Source organism: Aeromonas sp. s6, from assembly GCF_040907815.1.
GTDB lineage: Bacteria > Pseudomonadota > Gammaproteobacteria > Enterobacterales > Aeromonadaceae > Aeromonas > Aeromonas caviae.
This window is the reverse complement of the sequence record NZ_JBFOCN010000056.1, coordinates 87656-107458: the sequence shown is the minus strand read 5'-3', so window position 1 is coordinate 107458 and position 19803 is coordinate 87656. Positions and strand designations below refer to the sequence as shown.

The window sequence follows — 19803 nt, the reverse complement described above, 5'->3', positions numbered from 1 at the left end:
CGCCTTGCCCTAGATGACGGCGAGGGCGCGCCCCCCGTCCACCCGGATGCTGGCCCCGGTCATGTAGTCGTTCTTCATCAGCATCTGTACCGCCTGCCAGATGGGCTCCAGACCCCCTTCCCGCGCCAGCGGCGTCTTCGCCAGCACCTGCTGGCGCCAGTCATCCCCGTGCTCGTCGAGAAACAGGATGGGGCCAGGCTCTATGGTGTTGACCCGCACGGCGGGTGCCAGTTCGCGGGCAAAGCTCATGGCCAGGGAATGGGCTCCCGCCTTGGTGGCCACGTAGGCGGCAAACTGGGGCGCCGGGGCATGGATGTAGATATCGGTGATGTGGATGATGCCCCCGTTGGGCTGGCGGGCAAGGGCCGGGGCCAGCGCCCGGTTGAGCTGGAAGGGAGCCGCCATGTGTACCCGGTAGAACTGATCAAACTGGGCCAGCTGCACCGCAGGATCCGCCGCCTGGGGCTCGAAGGCGGAGGCATTGTGGATGATCAGGGCAAGATCCTCATGGGCCGCCAGCGCCGTCACCACGGCGCCCACCTCCTCTTCCCGGGTGAAGTCCGCCTGTACCAGCTCGACGCCCACGTCTCGCAGACGATCCAGCTCGGGCCGTTCGCTGCGATAGCTGCCCGTCACCTGCCAGCCAGCGGCCACCAGCCGCTCACACAGATAGAATCCCAGGCGACGGCCACAGCCCGTTACCAATGCACGCATACCCTCTCCTTGTGGTTGTCGCCCTCCCCGATCCATGCAGGATCGCACGGAGGACCCATTCATCGGCCATGACCTATCGATGTCCGAGGCAAAACCCATTGGCCCCGTGTCACAGCCACCGGGCATAGTGGCCCCATCGACCCCCATGGAGCCACCATCATGCTACAAATTCGCGATCATATGCAGCCATTGACCCACTCACTGCACCCCGGCCTCGGTCTGGCCGAGGCGCTGGACAGACTCCATCGGGCAAACCTGGGGGGCCTGCCGGTACTGGATGACCATCAGCACCTCGTCGGATTTCTCTCCGAGCAGGATTGCATTCCCGCCCTGCTCACGGGCAGCTATCACTGCGACACCCGTACTCTGGTCGAAGATCTGATGAGCCGGACCCCGCTGTTCGTCTCTCCTGATGACAACATCGTGGATCTCGCCCGCCAGATGGCCGGGGCCAGACCCAAGGTCTATCCGGTAATGGAGGGAGGCAAGGTGACGGGCATCATCAGCCGTCGTCAGGTGATGCAGGCCCTCAACACCCAGATGAAACAGTGTCAGGCAACCTGAGGCAGGCAACCTCGCACACGTTTCATGCCGACCACCCTCCCGCCCACAGCCGGCGAGTGGCTGGTCCATCCCGCCCGACTCTGCCACGGGGCGGCCTGTCGATGCAGCCCGCCCCCCTCCCACCGGCACCGTTCGTTTGTCCCCTCCCCATTTCAGGGTTTGCCATCCGTGGTCGTCTCTAGTTAGATAGGTGCCGGTCACAGTCCCTGCCGGATGCGACCCCGTCCCGAGTGCTCAGGAGATGTAACGTGCGACGCTTGCTCGTATTCTGCTTGCTGCTGCCCTGCTGGCTGTCAGCCAGGGAGCTGGTCATTGGTGGCATCCTGGAGCCCCCTCTCAAGTGGCTGGATGCACAGGGACACCCTCGCGGGCTGGATGTGGATCTCGTCACCGCCATCTTCGGCACGCTCCATACCCCCATCAGGATTGAGCTCATCGATTCGGGGGCCAGGCTCACCCGCAATGCCGAAAGCGGCTTCTATGACCTGCTGCTGACCCACTCCTACAAACCGGAGCGGGAGGCCTATCTGCTCTACCCCAAACAGGCCCATATGCTCCATAGCTGGCACTTCTTCATACGCAAGGAGTCCGCAGGCCGGATCCATTATGACCATCTGACGGATCTCAAACCCTGGCGCATCGGTGTCACCCGGGATTTCTCCTATACCCCCGAGCTCGCGGCAGCCATGACAGACCCGAGCTATCACTTCCAGGAGATCCCCATCAACCAGCTGCAACTGCGCAAACTCATCGCCGGTCGCATCGACGTGGTGCCCATGTCCCTGGTCACCGCCTTCACCCAGATAAGAGAGGAGGGACTGGAAGGCAAGCTCGACTACCTGCCAAAACCCCTCAAGACCAGCCCCTACTTCAATGTCTGGACCCGTTCCCGGGCCGATGCCGACACCCCGGCCCTGATGGCCGCCTATGATGCCGAACTGCTGCACATGAAGCGGGACGGCCGGCTCAAAGCCCTCTACGACAAATACGGCATCCCCTATATCGAACCCTGATCCCGACTGTCAGGGCTGCACGCCTCGCAAGATCGGCTATGCAGTGAGATCAGGGTTTCGCCTGTGAAATGGGTCTCCCGCGTCCCTCAGTCCTCAAGGCTTCACATCCCGTAGGATCGGGTTTTGCAGCGAAATCAGCGTCTCGGTGGACTGGATCTCGTCGATGGTCTGGATCTTGTGGATCAGTACCGTCTGCAACTCGTCGATGGAGCGGGTCATCACCTTCATGAAGATGCTGTAGTGGCCGGTGGTGTAGTAGGCCTCCACCACCTCGTCCAGCGCCTGCAGTTTGGCCAGGGCCGACGGGTAATCCTTGGCGCTCTTGAGGTTGATCCCGATGAAGCAGCAGACGTCGTAGCCCAGCTTCTTGGGGTTCACCTGCACCCGCGTTCCCTCGATGATGCCCGCCTGCTTCATCTTCTCTACCCGCACATGGATAGTGCCCGGGCTCACCAGCAGTTGTTTGGCCAGCTCTGCGTAAGGCAGGCGCGCATTCTCCATCAGGGCGGTGAGGATGGCCTGATCGAGATTATCGATCCGATAATTTTCTGACACTTTTTTGCACTCCTTTTAATGATTCATCATTAATTGATGGCTTATTTTGAAGAAAAAAACACACAAAGCCTATTTCAATTATCGAATATTGAATTTAGTTGGCATTCTGTTGAAGAATCACCGCATTCAACGGATTCACGACAGGTAATTCAGCATGAAACAGCACTACATCCGCAGCCAACAGCAGATCAGCTTCGTCAAAGAGATGTTCTCCCGCCAACTCGCACTGCAACTCGGCCTGATGGAGGTACAAGCCCCCATTCTGAGCCGGGTCGGTGACGGCACCCAGGACAACCTCTCCGGCTGCGAGCATGCAGTGCAGGTCAAGGTGAAAACACTGCCGGAGCACAGCTATGAAGTGGTCCACTCCCTGGCCAAGTGGAAGCGCCAGACTCTGGGTCGCTTCGGTTTCGGCCCGGGTGAAGGCATCTACACCCACATGAAGGCACTGCGTCCGGACGAGGATCGCCTCACCCCCATTCACTCCGTCTACGTCGACCAGTGGGACTGGGAGAAGGTGATGCCGGGCGAGCGCCGGGATCTGGCCTATCTGCAGGAGACGGTGCGCGGCATCTGGGCCGCCATCAAGGCCACCGAGCGCGCGGTCTGTGCCGAGCATGAGCTGACCCCCTTCCTGCCGGCGGATATCCAGTTCCTGCACAGTGAAGAGCTGCTGACCCGCTACCCGGACCTCGATGCCAAGGGACGCGAGCGCGCCATCGCCAAAGAGCTGGGAGCGGTCTTCCTCATCGGTATCGGTGGCGCCCTCTCCCACGGCGAACGCCACGACGTCCGAGCCCCGGACTACGACGACTGGAGCAGCGAGAGCGAGCTGGGGCTGGCGGGTCTGAACGGTGACATCCTGGTGTGGAACCCGGTGCTGGAAGACAGCTTCGAGATCTCCTCCATGGGGATCCGGGTGGACGCAGAGGCCCTGCGCCGCCAGCTCGCCATCACCGGGGACGAGGATCGCCTGCAGTACGACTGGCATCAGGATCTGCTGGCAGCACGGATGCCGCAAACCATCGGCGGCGGCATCGGCCAATCCCGTCTGGCCATGCTGCTGCTGCAAAAAGAGCACATCGGTCAGGTCCAGGTCGGCGTCTGGCCATCTGAAATGAAGGCTGCCATCCCAGGCATTCTGTAACGAATTGATTTGATTGCCTCTGTCCTCCTATCGCGGCAACACGGCGCGGGACAGACGCGATAGCGAAGCTGGTCAGCCGGGGTGGAGAGCGTATCCCGGCTGACTGTAAGGCGGGTATGGTCGCTGACTGTGCCTGCCGACCCTGGGGCTTGCCCCTGCGATCCGCTCAACCCACGTCAGATCGCATCGAATACATTCCTCTCGGCAATCCTCGGATTGCCGCTTTTTTATGCAGGAAATCGGTACTCGAAACCGGCCCCGATCTGGCGCTGCCGCGGCAGATCCGCTTTCCTGCTGCCGGTGCAGTGGCAGGCAAACAGTTTCTCCACCGCCTCCTCCTGCAGATAGGCGCCAAGCGCCGCCGCCCGCTCTGGGCCGGAAAACTTCAGATGCAGGCCGCCGATGACGGCGTGGATCCGCTCATCGCCACACACCTCCTTGGCTCGCGCGATGATGTTCTCGGCCCCGGCGTGACCACAGCCGATGAAGACTATCAGACCCTGCTCGCTCTTGTAGACCAGCGCCGAATCATCGCTGATGAGGTCTTTCTCCACTCGCCCGCCCCGCACCATGTAACCAAGCAAGGAGGGTTTGGCCTGCTCCCGTCGCAGTATGGATCCCAGGAACACCAGCCGCTCGGACAGCCATACCGGCTCGGCCGAACAGTGAGGGAGCAGCCCTCTCGTCGTCAGTTGTCGCGGATCCAGGTCGCCCGAGAGGCGGTAGAGGTTGTAGCGTCGGGGCAGCAACGGCAGGAAGTAGCCCCGCTCGCAGAACACGTCCGGACAGGCGATGAGCGGGATGGGTCTTGGATAGGCGGGCAGCGAGCCGACCCCGCCCACATGGTCGTAATGACCGTGAGAGAGCACCACATGGGTGAGAGAGGCGAGATCGATCCCCATCACGGCGGCATTGTGCCGCAGCGCCCGGCCACGGCCGCTGTCGAACAGCACCCTGAGGCCGTCACACTCCAGCAGCAGCGCCAACCCTCGCTCGGGCAGACAGCCAGGCAGATGAACGTCGTCATCCACCAGCACGGAAAACGTCAGCATCTCAATCCCTCAGAAAACAAAACGCAGGCACGAGGCCTGCGTTTTTCATCGACAATCCCATTACTGGGTCATGGTGAGGCCGTTGCTGTCGGCCCCCAGCCGCAGTGTCTTGCCCGGGATGACCCGACCGCTGAGCAGGGCCTGGGCCAGCGGGTTCTCCACCTTCTGCTGGATCGCCCGCTTGAGGGGGCGCGCCCCGTAGACGGGATCGAACCCGGCGTGAACCAGCTTGGTCAGCAGCTCCTCGCTCACCTCCACCTCGAAGCCCTGGGACTCCAGACGGCTCATCAGGCTCTTGAGCTGGATACGGGCGATGGACTTGATGTGCTCCTCACCGAGCGGGTGGAACACCACGGTCTCGTCGATCCGGTTGATGAACTCCGGCCGGAAGCTGCGGGTCAGCACCTCCATCAGCATGGCCTTCATCTCGTCGTAATCCTTCTCGGAGTGGTGCTCCTGGATGAGATCAGACCCGAGGTTGGAGGTCATGATCACCACGGTGTTGCGGAAGTCCACGGTACGCCCCTGACCGTCGGTCAGGCGGCCATCGTCCAGCACCTGCAACAGGATGTTGAACACGTCCGGGTGGGCCTTCTCCACCTCGTCCAGCAGGATCACCGAGTAGGGGCGACGGCGCACCGCCTCGGTGAGATACCCCCCTTCCTCGTAACCCACGTATCCCGGAGGCGCCCCCACCAGACGGGCCACGCTGTGTTTCTCCATGAACTCGGACATGTCGATCCGCACCATGGCGTCCTGGGTATCGAACAGGAACTCCGCCAGCGCCTTGCACAGCTCAGTCTTGCCCACCCCGGTGGGGCCGAGGAAGAGGAAGGAGCCGATGGGGCGGTTCGGGTCGGACAGCCCGGCACGAGAGCGGCGAATGGCGTTGGAGACGGCGTCCACCGCCTCTTCCTGGCCGATCACCCGGCTGTGCAGCTGATCCTCCATCCGCAGCAACTTCTCCCGTTCCCCTTCCAGCATGCGGGCCACCGGAATGCCGGTCCAGCGGGCCAGGACGTCGGCGATCTCCACGTCGGTGACCCGGTTGCGCAGCAGGCTGGTCTCCTGCATCTCGGCCTGGGTGGCGAGATCCAGCTGTTTCTCCAGCTCCGGGATGCGGCCGTACTGCAACTCGGACATGCGGCCCAAGTCCCCTGCGCGGCGCGCCACCTCGAGATCCTGACGGGCCTGCTCCAGCGCAGCCTTGATGTGCTGGGTCCCGGCGAGGGCAGCCTTCTCGGCCTTCCACACCTCTTCCAGCTCGTTGTATTCCCGCTCTTTTTCCGTCAGCTCCTGATTGAGCAGATCGAGGCGCTTGCGGCTGGCGTCATCGTCCTCCTTCATCAGCGCCTGCTGCTCCAGCTTGAGCTGGATGATGCGCCGCTCGAGCCGGTCCAGGGATTCCGGCTTGGAGTCGATCTGGAGCCGGATGCTGGCCGCTGCCTCGTCGATAAGGTCGATGGCCTTGTCAGGCAGCTGGCGATCCGCGATGTAGCGGTGGGAGAGCTGGGCCGCCGCGACGATGGCGGGGTCGGTGATCTGCACATGGTGGTGCAGCTCGTAGCGCTCCTTCAGACCACGCAGGATGGCGATGGTGTCCTCCACCGAGGGCTCCTCCACCAGCACCTTCTGGAAACGGCGCTCCAGCGCGGCATCCTTCTCCACGTACTGCCTGTACTCATCGAGGGTGGTGGCCCCGACGCAGTGCAGCTCGCCGCGGGCCAGGGCGGGCTTGAGCATGTTGCCCGCATCCATGGCACCCTCGCCCTTGCCGGCGCCGACCATGGTGTGCAGCTCGTCCACGAAGAGGATGACGTTACCCTCCTCCTTGGCCAGATCGTTCAGGACCGCCTTGAGCCGCTCCTCGAACTCGCCACGATACTTGGCTCCGGCCACCAGGGCCCCCATGTCGAGCGACAGCACCCGCTTGTTCTTGAGCCCTTCCGGCACTTCGCCATTGATGATGCGCTGGGCCAGCCCCTCGACGATGGCGGTCTTGCCGACGCCGGGGGCACCGATCAGGACCGGGTTGTTCTTGGTGCGGCGTTGCAGCACCTGGATGGTGCGGCGAATTTCGTCATCCCGGCCGATCACCGGGTCGAGCTTGCCGAGTTCTGCCCGCTCGGTCAGATCGATGGTGTACTTCTCCAGCGCCTGGCGATTCTCCTCGGCGTTGGCATCCTCCACCTTCTTGCCGCCACGGACCTTGTCGATGGCTGCCTCGAGTTTTTCCTTGGTCAGCCCCTGGGCACGCAGCAGTTCGCCCAGCGTCCCCTTCTCGTCCAGGGCCGCCAGCACGAACAGCTCGGACGAGATGAACTGATCCTTGCGCTGCTGGGCCAGCTTGTCGCAGACGTTGAGCAGGCGGCCTAGGCCGTTGGAGAGCTGTACGTCCCCTTCCACGCCGCTGACGCGAGGCAGGCGATCCAGCTCCTCGCCGAGGCGCGAGCGCAGGGTATTGATGTCGAGCCCGGTCAGGGTGAGCAGCGGACGAATGGATCCGCCGTCCTGATTGAGCAAGGCGCTCATCAGATGGACGGGTTCAATGAATTGGTGGTCACGACCCAGTGCAAGAGACTGGGCATCGGAAATGGCAATCTGGAATTTGCTGGTCAGGCGATCGAGGCGCATTGCACTCCCCCTTCAAGACAGACGCCGCATGCGCGGCAACAACATCGCTTTCTGACAAGGAAGATGTGGTCTTGAAGGGCAATTTCAAGGGGTGGCTGTTTATTTTTTCCTCAATAGCGGTGACCGAGGGAAAACGACCTCGCAATGGCAGCCTGTACCCTGAGCCTGCTCGGCAGCAAGACATAGCCACCGGAGGGCCATCACCAGGGAGTGAAGAGGCGCTTGCGGCCACTCGCGAGCGCCCCTTCGGCTATTTTTCCAGCCATACAAGGGAGGCCATGCGACCCGTCTGCCCGTCGCGGCGATAGGAGTAGAAGCGCTCGCTGTCGCTGAAGGTGCAGTATTCGCCGCCATAAATGGCGGTGACGCCGGCGCGGGCGAGGCGCAGTCGGGCCAGCTGATAGATATCCGCCAGCCATTTCCCTTCGTTGAGGGATGGCACGAATGCAGTCGCCGCTTCCGCCTGCTCCGCCATGAAGGCATCGCGCACCTCGCCACCCACTTCGAACGCGGCGGGACCGATGGCCGGGCCCAGCCAGGCCAGGATCTCGCCAGGCTCGCAGCCCATGGCGGCGATGCTTGCCTCCAATACGCCCCCCTGCAGTCCGCGCCAGCCGGCATGGGCCGCCGCCACTACGGTGCCTGCCCGATCGCAGAACAGCACCGGCAGGCAGTCGGCAGTCATCACGATGCAGGCATGCCCCGCCTCATGCGCACAGGCGGCATCGGCATCCGGTACGCGCTCATAACGGTCGCTCACCGGATGGACGGCGATGCCATGTACCTGGTTGAGCCAGTTGAGAGTGCCGGGGATCCCCGCCACCTGCTGCAGTCGGGCGCGGTTGGCCTCGACCCTGGCCAGTGCATCGCCCACATGGGCCCCGAGGTTCAGACCAGCAAAGACCCCTTCGCTGATGCCGCCGTCCCGGGTGGTCGAGAGAGCCCTGACATTGCCCGGTGCGGGCCAGTCGGGTGCGATCCAGTTCATCTGTGGCTCCTTTCGTTCATATGAAAACGGGGCCCCTTGGCTGCAACCAGTCAAGGGGCCCCGCATCAGATCATGGAGGGCAGGTTACGGCAGGAATCGTCGCAAGGCCGCCTCCGGGATCAGTTCCAGACAAGATCGTCCGGATTGGCCAGGGTATCCGCCCGCAGCACTTCCATCAGCGCCACCATATCCTGCGGCGTGGGGGAGTGCCACTCCATCACTTCACCCGTGATGGGGTGCGCCAGCTTCAGCATGGTGGCGTGCAGCGCCTGACGGTGAAAACCGCGCAGGGCCTCGGTCAGTTCGGGAGTGGCGTTGCGCAGCAGACGCAGACGACCGCCGTAGGCGGGATCCCCCACCAGCGGATGCTTGATGTGGGCCATGTGGACACGGATCTGGTGGGTACGACCGGTCTCCAGCCGCAACCGCAGACGGGTGTGACCACGGAACTTCTCGTGCACCCGGTAGTGGGTGACGGACTCGCGCCCGTTGGGCACCACGGCCATGTGGGTACGCTGGGTCGGGTGACGACCGATGGGGGCATCGACGGTGCCGCCGGCGGTCATGTGACCGATGGCAATCGCCTCGTACTCACGGGTGATCTGGCGTGCCTGAAGGGCTTCCACCAGGTGGGTCTGGGCGGGAATGGTCTTGGCCACCACCATCAACCCCGTGGTGTCTTTGTCCAGACGGTGCACGATACCGGCGCGGGGGACCTCGGCGATGCCGGGGTAGCGGTGCAGCAGGGCATTGAGCACGGTGCCGTCCGGCGTACCGGCGCCCGGGTGAACCACCAGGCCGGCCGGCTTGTCGATCACCAGGATGTGTTCATCTTCATAGACGATGTTCAGCTCGATGTTCTGGGCATCCCAGCGGGTGTCGTCTGCCAGTTCCACATTCACATGTACCTGCTGCCCGGCCACCACTTTCTCGCGCGGGGTATTGGCAACCTGACCGTCCAGGGTCACTCTGTCCTGTAAAATCCACTCCTTGATGCGGGTCCGGGAGTAGTCGGGAAACAATTCGGCCAGGGCCTGGTCGAGTCGTTGCCCGAATTGGTGATCCTGAAATTCGCCTGTCAGTTCAATATGCTGGCTCATGTATGGTCTCTTGAGCGGGGGTATCAATTCGAAATAATCCGGGTATTCTAGCTTTTCTTTTAGCCAAGCATAACGGATACTTTGCCAATTTCGTGGAAATGGACCGGATGTTGTTGATGGGAAAGAAGTCTCACCTGCTGATGTCGCTCGCCTTGGTCGCTACTCTGATCACTGGCTGTTCCAGCACCAAACCCAAGGTTCCCGACGAACCGCCGGAAGTTCTGTACCAGAAAGCCCGCATCAAACTGGATACCGGCAACTACCTCAATGCCATCGAACTGCTGGAAGCGCTGGACTCTCGTTACCCGTTCGGTGCCTACTCCAACCAGGTTCAGCTCGATCTCATCTATGCCTACTACAAGCAGGATGATACCGCCCAGGCGATCGCCAACATCGACCGTTTTATCCGCCTGAACCCGGCGCACAAGAACATCGATTACGTCTTCTATATGCGCGGCCTGACCAACATGGCGGCGGATTACAACTTCTTCCAGGATTTCCTCGGCATCAATCGGGATGACAAGGACCCCTCCTACGCCCGTCAGGCCTTCCAGGACTTCAAGACCCTGCTGCAGAACTACCCCAACAGCAGCTATGCAGCCGATGCCCGTGCCCGCATGATCGGCCTGAAGAACCGTCTTGCCCGCTATGACCTGGGGGTAGCCGAGTACTACGTCAAGCGTGACGCCCTGATCGCCGCCGCCAACCGCGCCAAGCTGATCGTCGAGACCTATCCCGACACGGTGGAAACCGAGAAGGCGCTGGAGATCATGGTCAACGCCTATGACACCCTGAAGATGCCGACCCTGGCCCAGCATGCCCGCGAAGTGTTGGCCAAGAACTACCCGGACAACCGTCTCGGTCGCGGCTGAGTAGCGAACGGACAATGAAAAACCGGAGCCACTGGCTCCGGTTTTTTTATGGCCGACGGCGGCACTCCGGGGTCACTGGTGCTTACCCTGCTGCTTGGCCCGCATGATGTTGATGATCTCGATGTCGGTATCCAGCATCCCCTCCCTGGAGAGGCGACCCAGGTTGGCGATGGTCTGGTCCACATCGTCCGAGACGATCCCCTCGCTCTGGGGCACGCGCAGATTGTTGATGGCCATCAGCGAGGATTTCACCGCCGCCGAGGTGGAGGTGGAGACCTTCATGGAGCAGGCGCTGCCGGCGCCGTCGCAGATGATGCCGGAAACATCCCCAATCATGTTGTTGATGCAGTGGCTGATCTGCTCGAACTGGCCCCCCAGCAGCCAGGTGATGGCGGCCCCCGATCCCATGGCGGCGGTACTGGCGGCACACAGGGCAGAGAGCTTGTTCTGGTAGGCCTTGATGTAGATGGCCACCAGGTGGCTCATCACCAGGGCACGGGCCAGCTGCTCGTCATCGGCCTTGAGGAAGCGGGCGGCGGCGACCACCGGCATGGTGGCGGCAATGCCCTGGTTGCCGGAACCGGAGTTGGACATGGCGGGCAGCATGGCGCCATCCATCCGCGCATCGGAGGCGGCAGACGACAGGCGCATGGCCAGGGTCATCAGATCGTCGGAAAGCAGCTTGCGTTCCACCTGGTCGGTGAGGATCTTGCCGATGCGCAGGCCATAGCCCTGCAGCCCTTCGTCCGCCAGCGCCTGGTTCATGGTGGCCGCCTCGCGGATGAAGTCGATCTCGGCCAGCGGCACCTCCAGGGCGAAGGCCACGATCTCCTTCAGGGTCATGGCGGGCTTGCCGGCCTTGGCTGGCTGGATCTGCACCCCGGGGGCGCTGTCCTGCACCATCAGCACCTCGCCATCCTTCTCCATCAGCACGATGCGGGTGTGGTCGGTACAGATCACCACCCGGGTGCTGTGCCCCTCCACTTCGGCCAGCACCTCGGCGTAGAGCACGTCGGGCACATCCTTCACATCCACCTCTATGGTGGGCAGCAGCCCCTTGGCCGCCTCAACTTGATCCGGCGTGAGGCTCTTGAGCACCTCCAGCCCGGCATCCGGGTTGCCACCGGTGATGCCGACGGCGGCGGCCACCGGCAGGCCGATCATGCCGGTGCCGGGCACGCCGACCCCCATGCCGTTCTTGAACAGATTGCCGCTGACCCAGACGCGGGTGCGAGTCGGTACCTGTCCCAGCAGCTTGCGGCAGTTGGCCGCCGCCAGGGCGACCGACATGGGCTCGGTGCAGCCGAGGGCCGGCACCACTTCACGCTTGAGCAGGGTAATAAAGTCGGTCCATTGTGCGTTCATTGCGATGTGTCTCATGTTCATGACGCCCGCTTGCGGGCTCGTCATTGTTGTTCGGCCAGTTCCGCCTTGTGATTGCGGATATGCAGGTAAACGGTATGGCGGGAGATGCCGAGCAGCTCGGCCACCAGTTGGGCGGCATCCTTGATCTCGAAGATGCCCATGTCGTAAAGCCGGTGCACGATCGCCTTGTTGCGCACGCTGCTGCCCAGCCCGGGATCCCTGTCCACCTTGGCGATCACCTGCGCCACCAGATCATCCACCGAGCTGGCGAAGGTCTCGGTGCCGTGGGCAGGGGGCACTGCGGGCGGGGCAAAGGTGTCGAGCAGGCTGCCAAGGGGCGTGTCCAGGCTGAAATTCACGCACAGCATGCCGATGGGTTTGCCCTCGCGGTTGCTGATGGTGATGGACGAAGACTTCAGCAGGGTGCCCTCCCGGGAGCGGGAGAAATAGCTGCTCCACTGGCTGCCGGCGGCACTGTGCAACTTGTCGAGCGCAAAATCGGTGACCGGCGCGCCCTCCTGGCGGCCGGTGATGTGGCCGTTGGCAATCTTGATGACGGAGGCGTGCAGACTGTCAAAGGCGTGCAGCACCACCTCGCAGCCCGGGCCAAACAGGGCGGACAGCGCCGCCACCGCAGGCTCGAAGCTGGCGATCAGATGGCGCTCTTCATCGGTCAGTGTGCTGGCGTCGCGCAAGGGAGCTACCTCGGTCATGGGGTCATCCGGTCAACGTTGGGTAAGGATATTCAAAGCGGACTCAAATAAAATTGAGCAAATCCGCTTTTTGCGCGGGCATTATGCCCGACTGGTGAGACAACACCACAAAATGTGAGCAAAATCACGACTGAAATGAAAAAAAGGCCCCATGAGAGGCCTTCAAGGTAGTTTTTTGGTGCTTTTGCTCAACTTTAATTGAGCCAGGGCTCGTCAGTCAGTCCGGACAGGCAGGCACCGCCGCCTGTCTGTTCCCTGCCACGGTCACCCACTCTGGTCATAAAAAAAGGGGGCCGAAGCCCCCTTTTTGTCTCATCCGGTCAACGCTTACAGCGCCTTCAGGATGGCCTCGACGCTGGCCTTGGCATCGCCAAACAGCATCTGGGTGTTCTCCTTGAAGAACAGCGGGTTCTGGACACCGGCGTAGCCAGTGTTCATGGAGCGCTTGAAGCCGATGACGTTCTGCGCCTTCCACACTTCCAGCACCGGCATGCCGGCGATGGGGCTGCCCGGATCTTCCATGGCGGCCGGGTTGACGGTGTCGTTGGCACCGATCACCAGCACCACGTCGGTGTCGGCGAAGTCATCATTGATCTCGTCCATTTCCAGCACGATGTCATAGGGGACTTTCGCTTCCGCCAGCAGCACGTTCATGTGACCAGGCAGACGACCGGCCACCGGGTGGATGCCGAAGCGCACCTTGACGCCGCGATCACGCAGCTTCTGGGTGATCTCGGCCACCGGGTACTGGGCCTGCGCCACCGCCATGCCGTAGCCCGGGGTGATGATGACGGAGCTGGCGTTCTTCAGCATGTCGGCCACGTCTTCGGCGTTGGTCTCGCGGTATTCGCCCAGCTCCTGCTCGGCGGTGGAGGCCACGCCGTCGGAGCCAAAGCCTCCTGCGATCACGGAGATGAAGGAGCGGTTCATCGCCTTGCACATGATGTAGGAGAGGATGGCACCGGAGGAACCCACCAGGGCACCGGTGACGATCAGCAGGTCATTGGAAAGCATGAAGCCCGCCGCCGCCGCCGCCCAACCGGAGTAGGAGTTCAGCATGGAGACCACCACCGGCATGTCCGCGCCACCGATGGAGGCGACCAGGTGCCAGCCGAAGGCGAAGGCGATCAGGGTCATCACCAGCAGGGCGAAGGTGGAGCCACCGGCGTTGACGAAGTGGATCATCAGCGCGATGGAGACCACCACGGCCAGCAGGTTCAGCTTGTGGCGGTGTGGCAGCATCAGCGGCTTGGAAGAGATGAGGCCACGCAGCTTGCCGAACGCCACCACGGAACCGGTGAAGGTCACTGCACCGATGAAGACGCCCAGGAACACTTCCACCAGGTGGATGTTCAGCATGGCGCCGGAGAGGTGCTCGACCTGGGCGACGCTTGCCGCCTGCTCGAACGCCGCCCGGGCGGCTGCCAGGGTCGCATCCAGGTTGGAACCGACGGAGACCACCACTTCAGCGGGGGCGGAGGGGTGCAGATCGATGAAGCTGTTGAAGCCCACCAGCACCGCTGCCATGCCCACGAAGCTGTGCAGCACGGCCACCAGCTCGGGCATCTCGGTCATCTCGACCTTGAGGGCCAGACGCACGCCGATGGCGCCACCGATGGCCATGGCCAGGATGATCCAGTGGACGCCACTGGTTTCCGGGTTGAAGACGGTGGCGAGCAGGGCGATGGCCATCCCCGCGATACCGAACAGGTTGCCATGCTTGGCCGTTTCTTGCTTCGACAGTCCCGCGAGACTGAGGATGAAGAGCACGGCGGCAACGATATAGGATGCTGTTACCAGTCCTTGAGACACGTTAAACCCCCTTAATCCTTACGGAACATCTTCAGCATGCGCTGAGTGACGGTGAAGCCACCGAAGATGTTGATACTGGCAATCAGCACGGCGACAAAGGCCAGCACGGTGACCAGGGTCGACCCTTGTCCAATCTGCAACAGCGCACCGACCACGATGATGCCGGAGATGGCATTGGTGACCGACATCAGCGGCGTGTGCAGGGCGTGAGAGACGTTCCACACCACGTAGTAACCGACCACGCAGGCCAGGATGAAGACGGTGAAGTGGGAGAGGAAGGCGGCAGGCGCCACAGCGGCCACCCAACCGAAGGCGGCGATGCCGAGGGCACCGAACACGAACTTCTTGTTGGAGGGCTTGGCCTCTTCCTTCTTGGCGGCCGGTTTGGCGGCAGCCGGTTTCTGCGGGGCGGCAGAGACGGAGATAGCGGGGGGCGGGAAGGTCACTTCACCGGCCTGGACCACCGTCATGTTGCGCTGCACCACGTCTTCGAAGTCGATGGCGACGTTGCCGTCCTTCTCCTTGCACATCAGCTTCATCAGGTTCACCAGGTTGGTGCCGTAGAGCTGGGAGGATTGGGCAGGCAGGCGGCCCGGCAGATCGGTGTAACCGATCACCTTGACGCCGTTGTCGGTGACATGCAGTTCACCCGGTACCGTGTATTCGCAGTTGCCGCCGGCCTGGGCCGCCATGTCCACGATGACGGAGCCCGGCTTCATGCTGTCCACCATTTCCTTGGTGATGAGCTTGGGTGCCGGCTTGCCCGGGATCAGGGCGGTAGTGATGATGATGTCCACTTCCTTGGCCTGCTGGGCGAACAGCTCCATCTCGGCCTTGATGAACTCTTCGCTCATCACCTTGGCGTAACCGTCGCTGGAAGCGCCATCTTCGCCGCCGAAGTCCAGCTTGAGGAATTCCCCACCCATGGACTCGATCTGCTCGGCCACTTCCAGACGGGTATCGAAGGCACGCACGATGGCACCGAGGGAACCGGCGGTCCCGATGGCGGCCAGACCGGCCACACCGGCACCGATGACCAGCACCTTGGCGGGCGGTACTTTACCGGCGGCGGTGATCTGGCCGGTGAAGAAGCGACCGAACTGGTGCGCGGCTTCCACGACGGCGCGATAGCCACCGATGTTGGCCATGGAAGAGAGGGCGTCGAGGGACTGGGCACGGGAGATCCGCGGCACCATGTCCATCGCCATCACATTGATGTTGCGCTCGGAAAGCTTCTTGACCAGCTCGGGGTTCTGGGCGGGCCAGATGAAGCTCACCAGGGTGGCACCATCCTTAATTTGTGCGATTTCGGCCTCGGTCGGCGCGTTGACCTTGAAGACAAGGTCGGCTTGCCAGACGTTCGGTACCACGCTGGCACCGGCAGCCTCGAAGGCGGCATCATCGAAGCTGGCTCGCAGGCCGGCACCGGCCTCGATGGCAACCTCGAAGCCGAGCTTTTTCAGCTGCTCGACAGTGGCCGGGGTCGCTGCGACCCGGGTCTCACCGGCGAGACTCTCTCTCGGTATTCCAATCTGCATGACTATTCCCTGATGGTTAATAAACAATCATCGCCAAGTCTCTCATGTCTGAGGGGACAAGGCATGATCAAAGTGCAGGTCACGGGCCCTTTGTTATGAAAATCAGCAGGCTTCACCTCGACCTCCTGTCACGGTCAGGCCCCCGCTTTTCAGGCGCGAGGGTGATTAGTATCAAATTTTGGAGTTTTATTACAACCACGGCCCCGGGCGGGCGGGTACAGAATTCAGCCCATCCCGGACCGTGATTAAAAAAAACAAACCAAATTAGGGGCTTATACCAGCAAAAAGCGCTAAAAAAAGTGATCCAACCAGTCAAAAAAAATGTTTAACCCGGCCTCTACCTTAGCGTTTTTTGTTCTTACGAAATCTGCCGTTGGCTCATCTGATGAGATGAAAAGGGAAAAAGTAACCATTTTGCAACGATCAGGGGGCCGCGTCCCCGCCTGCTGGCGGGTTCGGGCCCCCTGGTGCAACCGGGCCTGCGGCCCGCTTCAGGCGCGCTCTGCTTACCAGGCCGCCTCATAAATATGCCGGCTCTGGGCCAGGTCGATGTCGCCGTGCTCACCCAGGGCGGTCATGCCGTGCTCTTCGAGCTTGGCCAGCAGGGCGTCGATCCGGGCGTCGGCCACGTAATCCCGCAGCCGGGTCTTGATCCCCATCCGCTCGAAGAAGTCGCGGGTGGCGGCGATGGCCCCGTCGATACGCGCCTCGTCACTGCCGCTGCGCAGATCCCAGACCCGCTCGGCGTATTGCAGCAGTTTGGCGCGCTTCTGCTCGCGCTTGGCCTGCAGCAGGGCGGGCAGCACCACCGCCAGGGTCTGGGCGTGGTCCAGACCGTGCAGGGCGGTGATCTCGTGGCCCAGCATGTGGGTGGCCCAGTCCTGGGGCACGCCGGCTCCGATCAGGCCGTTCAGTGCCAGGGTGGCGCTCCACATGATGTTGGCACGCACGTCGTAGTTTTCCGGCTCCACCAGCGCCTTGGGCCCCTCTTCCGCCAGGGTCAGCAGCAGCCCTTCTGCGAAGCGATCCTGCACCTTGGCATCCACCGGGTAGGTGAGGTACTGCTCCAGGGTGTGGATGAAGGCATCCACCACCCCATTGGCCACCTGACGGGCGGGCAGGGTGTAGGTGAGCACGGGGTCGAGCACGGCGAAGCGCGGCATCACGAAGGGCGAGAAGAAGTGCTGCTTGTCCCCAGTGCTCTTGCGGGTGATGACGGCGCCCATGTTCATCTCGGAACCGGTGGCTGGCAGGGTCAGCACGCTGCCCAGGGGAATGGCGGAGGCCACCTCGCCCCCGACGGTCTCGAGGATGTGCCAGGGATCCCTGGCCGGATCGTATTGAGCGGCCGCGGCGATGAACTTGGAGCCGTCCAGCACGGAGCCGCCACCCACCGCGAGCAGGAAGTCGACCTTCTCGGCGCGGGCCAACTCGACCGCTCCCATCAGGGTCTCGTAGGTGGGGTTGGGCTCGATGCCACCAAATTCAAACAGGGTCAGGCCGGCCAGCTCGCTGCGGATCTGGTCCAGCAGGCCGCTGCGCACCACGCTGCCACCGCCGTAGGTGACGAGGATGCGGGCATCGCTGGGGATCTGGCCGCGCAGCTGGGCCACCTGGCCCTTGCCGAACAGCACCTTGGTGGGGGTGTGCAGGATAAAGTTGTTCATGGGATCTCCCGGGGTGGTCGTAGTCGGTAAGGTATGGGTTGCATTTTTCTCTTATAACCCCCTACCATCAAGGGAGCTTTCTGCCGATTTCTTGCCTATTTCTACTGAGCCTGGATAAATGAGTACAAATCAGCCCATCGCGGCGACCCATCAGTCCGCCCTCGCCAGCCGACTCGCCGCCCTGGCTCCCCACCCGGGGATCACCGCCGCCCCCGTGCCCGGCGTGCACCTCATCTACACCACGGAGCATCATGACCGCATCCCGGTGCTCTACCGCCCGCGCATGATCATCATCCTGCAGGGGCACAAGGTCGGCTATCTCTCGGACTTCACCTTCCGCTACGACCCCGAGCACTACCTGATGATGACCCTGCCGCTGCCCTGCGAGTGCGAGTGCTTCGCCTCCCCCGAATCCCCTCTGGTGGGGCTCTCGGTGGAGATCGACGTGGCGGCGCTGCAGGCCCTGCTGCTGGAGATGGGGGACGCGGCCCCCGCCCCGGCGGAACCGGGTCGCGGCGTCGTCTCCGTGCCCCTCTCCGAGACCATGCTCTGCGCGGTGGAGCGCCTCATCGACGTGATGGACAAGCCGCTCCACGCCCGGGTGCTGGGGCCCCAGATCGTGCGCGAGATCCTGTTCCACGCCCTGCACGAAGGGGGGGCCCCCGCCCTGCTGGCCATGGCCAGCCGTCACAGCCAGGTGAGCCAGATAGCCCGGGTGCTGCGTATCATGGAGCAGCGCTTTACCGAGAACCTGACGGTGGAGGAGCTGGCCCGGGAGGCAAACATGAGCGTCTCGGCCTTCCACCACCACTTCAAGGCGGCCACCGCCACCTCGCCCCTGCAGTACATCAAGACCCTGCGCCTGCACCGGGCGCGGCTGATGATGCTGCACGACGGCCTCAAGGCCGGGGTGGCGGCGGACAAGGTAGGCTACGAGAGCGGCTCCCAGTTCAGCCGCGAATACAAACGCTTCTTTGGCAACACCCCGAGCGAACACGCGGCACGCTTCCGCTCGGGACAACTGCGTATCGTGGAGGGATGACATGCGCACACTGATCCTGCTCGTTCTGACCCTGCTGGCCACCGCCTGCACCGGCATTCCACCGGGACACCAGGTGGTCAAGCCCTTCCAGCTCGACCGCTACCTGGGCACCTGGTACGAGGTGGCCCGCCTCGATCACGGTTTCGAGCGCGGCCTGAACCGGGTCACCGCCACCTACAGCCTGCGGGATGACGGCGGTGTCAGGGTGATCAACCGGGGGCAGGACGAACAGGGGGAGTGGCGCGAGGCCGAGGGGCGCGCCTACTTCGTGGGCGACAGCGACGAGGGGCGCCTCAAGGTGAGCTTCTTCGGCCCCTTCTACGGCAGCTACAACGTGCTGGCGACGGACTATGACCTCTCCCTGGTGAGCAGCTACAACCTCCAGTACCTCTGGATCCTCTCCCGCACGCCCCATCCCCCCAAAGAGAAGGTAGAGGCCCTGGTCGAGCGGGCCCGGGGGCTCGGCTTTGCCACCGACCGGCTGATCTGGGTCAACCAGGATCCGGCGGGGAACGCCCCATGAGGATCTTCCAGGCCACCCCCGGGGACATTCCCCGGGTCACCCCCCTGTTCGTGGAATACCGGGCGTTCTACCGGCTGCCTGCCCGGCCCGAGGCCGCCGAAGCCTTCCTGCTGGAGCGCTGCACCGCCGGGGAGTCGGTGCTCTTCGTGGCCCAGAGCGAGGAGGGAGAGGTGCTGGGATTTGCCCACCTCTATCCCCTGTTCTGCTCCCTCGCCCTGAAGCCCGTCTGGCTGCTGTACGATCTGTTCGTGGCGCCGGCGGCCCGCCAGCAGGGGGTGGCCCAGGCGCTGCTGGCGCGGGCCGATCGCCACGGCCAGGAGACGGGCGCCGCCTTCCTGATGCTGAGCACCGCCACCGACAACCGGCAGGCTCAGGCCCTCTACGAAGGGCACGGCTACCAGCGGGACAACGAGTTCTACAGTTACATCAAGCCCCTCTGAGCCTCTGCCTGCGCCCGTTGCAGGGCCAGGACCCGGCATTATTCAGCGGGTGCATGACGAATTA

The 19803-nt window shown here is 63.0% G+C and carries 18 protein-coding genes; 7 read left to right on the top strand and 11 right to left on the bottom strand.

The window, feature by feature from the left end:
* Positions 1-9: 9 nt before the first annotated feature.
* The gene (locus tag AB5Y50_RS09330) at positions 10-714 is read right to left on the bottom strand and encodes an SDR family oxidoreductase (RefSeq protein ID WP_069784973.1); all 705 of its coding nucleotides are present in this window, start codon (positions 712-714) and stop codon (positions 10-12) included.
* A 159-nt stretch (positions 715-873) separates the two neighbouring features.
* On the opposite strand from AB5Y50_RS09330, the gene AB5Y50_RS09325 reads away from it, so the two are divergent.
* Positions 874-1278, top strand: a complete 405-nt coding sequence (locus AB5Y50_RS09325) for a CBS domain-containing protein (RefSeq protein WP_029314862.1) — start codon at positions 874-876, stop codon at positions 1276-1278.
* A gap of 248 nt (positions 1279-1526) precedes the next feature.
* Positions 1527-2291 (top strand): ABC transporter substrate-binding protein, encoded by a 765-nt coding sequence (locus tag AB5Y50_RS09320; RefSeq protein WP_039039620.1) that lies wholly within the window; start codon positions 1527-1529, stop codon positions 2289-2291.
* Between the two features lie 93 nt (positions 2292-2384).
* Here AB5Y50_RS09320 and asnC read toward each other — a convergent pair whose 3' ends face one another.
* Entirely contained in the window at positions 2385-2846 is a 462-nt protein-coding gene (gene asnC, locus AB5Y50_RS09315) for a transcriptional regulator AsnC (protein ID WP_010675986.1), read from the bottom strand.
* A gap of 154 nt (positions 2847-3000) precedes the next feature.
* On the opposite strand from asnC, the gene asnA reads away from it, so the two are divergent.
* Positions 3001-3993 (top strand): aspartate--ammonia ligase, encoded by a 993-nt coding sequence (gene asnA / locus AB5Y50_RS09310; protein ID WP_069784972.1) that lies wholly within the window; start codon positions 3001-3003, stop codon positions 3991-3993.
* A 227-nt stretch (positions 3994-4220) separates the two neighbouring features.
* Here asnA and AB5Y50_RS09305 read toward each other — a convergent pair whose 3' ends face one another.
* The 4 genes from AB5Y50_RS09305 to rluD all read right to left on the bottom strand — a co-directional run bounded on the left by AB5Y50_RS09305 (position 4221) and on the right by rluD (position 9767).
* Positions 4221-5045: an MBL fold metallo-hydrolase gene (locus AB5Y50_RS09305; protein WP_319882852.1), complete on the bottom strand. Its 825-nt coding sequence runs from the start codon at positions 5043-5045 to the stop codon at positions 4221-4223.
* A gap of 60 nt (positions 5046-5105) precedes the next feature.
* Positions 5106-7679 carry an ATP-dependent chaperone ClpB gene (gene clpB / locus AB5Y50_RS09300; RefSeq protein WP_052816170.1) on the bottom strand — a complete coding sequence of 858 codons (2574 nt, stop codon included), beginning with the start codon at positions 7677-7679 and terminating at the stop codon, positions 5106-5108.
* A gap of 250 nt (positions 7680-7929) precedes the next feature.
* Entirely contained in the window at positions 7930-8667 is a 738-nt protein-coding gene (gene pgeF, locus AB5Y50_RS09295; RefSeq protein WP_201888775.1) for a peptidoglycan editing factor PgeF, read from the bottom strand.
* Positions 8668-8786: 119 nt separating this feature from the next.
* Positions 8787-9767 carry a 23S rRNA pseudouridine(1911/1915/1917) synthase RluD gene (gene rluD, locus AB5Y50_RS09290; RefSeq protein ID WP_010675991.1) on the bottom strand — a complete coding sequence of 327 codons (981 nt, stop codon included), beginning with the start codon at positions 9765-9767 and terminating at the stop codon, positions 8787-8789.
* Positions 9768-9883: 116 nt separating this feature from the next.
* Between rluD and AB5Y50_RS09285 the strand changes: the two genes are divergently transcribed.
* Positions 9884-10639: an outer membrane protein assembly factor BamD gene (locus AB5Y50_RS09285; RefSeq protein WP_039039695.1), complete on the top strand. Its 756-nt coding sequence runs from the start codon at positions 9884-9886 to the stop codon at positions 10637-10639.
* A 72-nt stretch (positions 10640-10711) separates the two neighbouring features.
* Here AB5Y50_RS09285 and AB5Y50_RS09280 read toward each other — a convergent pair whose 3' ends face one another.
* From AB5Y50_RS09280 to yqhD, 5 genes are all read right to left on the bottom strand, one after another.
* Positions 10712-12019, bottom strand: a complete 1308-nt coding sequence (locus AB5Y50_RS09280; RefSeq protein WP_319882851.1) for an L-serine ammonia-lyase, iron-sulfur-dependent, subunit alpha — start codon at positions 12017-12019, stop codon at positions 10712-10714.
* Between the two features lie 26 nt (positions 12020-12045).
* On the bottom strand, positions 12046-12717 hold the full coding sequence (locus AB5Y50_RS09275) for a transcriptional regulator (protein ID WP_025202524.1): 672 nt from the start codon (positions 12715-12717) through the stop codon (positions 12046-12048).
* 327 nt (positions 12718-13044) lie between these two features.
* Positions 13045-14529, bottom strand: a complete 1485-nt coding sequence (gene pntB / locus AB5Y50_RS09270) for a Re/Si-specific NAD(P)(+) transhydrogenase subunit beta (protein WP_010675995.1) — start codon at positions 14527-14529, stop codon at positions 13045-13047.
* An 11-nt stretch (positions 14530-14540) separates the two neighbouring features.
* Complete coding sequence (locus tag AB5Y50_RS09265; RefSeq protein WP_010675996.1) at positions 14541-16067, bottom strand: Re/Si-specific NAD(P)(+) transhydrogenase subunit alpha; 1527 nt, start codon at positions 16065-16067, stop codon at positions 14541-14543.
* A gap of 506 nt (positions 16068-16573) precedes the next feature.
* The gene (gene yqhD / locus AB5Y50_RS09260; RefSeq protein ID WP_319882850.1) at positions 16574-17734 is read right to left on the bottom strand and encodes an alcohol dehydrogenase; all 1161 of its coding nucleotides are present in this window, start codon (positions 17732-17734) and stop codon (positions 16574-16576) included.
* A 118-nt stretch (positions 17735-17852) separates the two neighbouring features.
* Here yqhD and AB5Y50_RS09255 point away from each other — a divergent pair, with 118 nt between their 5' ends.
* The 3 genes from AB5Y50_RS09255 to AB5Y50_RS09245 are packed head-to-tail and all read left to right on the top strand — an operon-like array spanning position 17853 to position 19739.
* Positions 17853-18776, top strand: a complete 924-nt coding sequence (locus AB5Y50_RS09255; RefSeq protein ID WP_010675998.1) for an AraC family transcriptional regulator — start codon at positions 17853-17855, stop codon at positions 18774-18776.
* Position 18777: 1 nt separating this feature from the next.
* Positions 18778-19299 carry a lipocalin family protein gene (locus AB5Y50_RS09250; protein ID WP_319882849.1) on the top strand — a complete coding sequence of 174 codons (522 nt, stop codon included), beginning with the start codon at positions 18778-18780 and terminating at the stop codon, positions 19297-19299.
* Positions 19296-19739 carry a GNAT family N-acetyltransferase gene (locus AB5Y50_RS09245; RefSeq protein ID WP_201895018.1) on the top strand — a complete coding sequence of 148 codons (444 nt, stop codon included), beginning with the start codon at positions 19296-19298 and terminating at the stop codon, positions 19737-19739. Before AB5Y50_RS09250 ends, AB5Y50_RS09245 begins: the two co-directional genes overlap by 4 nt.
* Positions 19740-19803 lie beyond the last annotated feature (64 nt).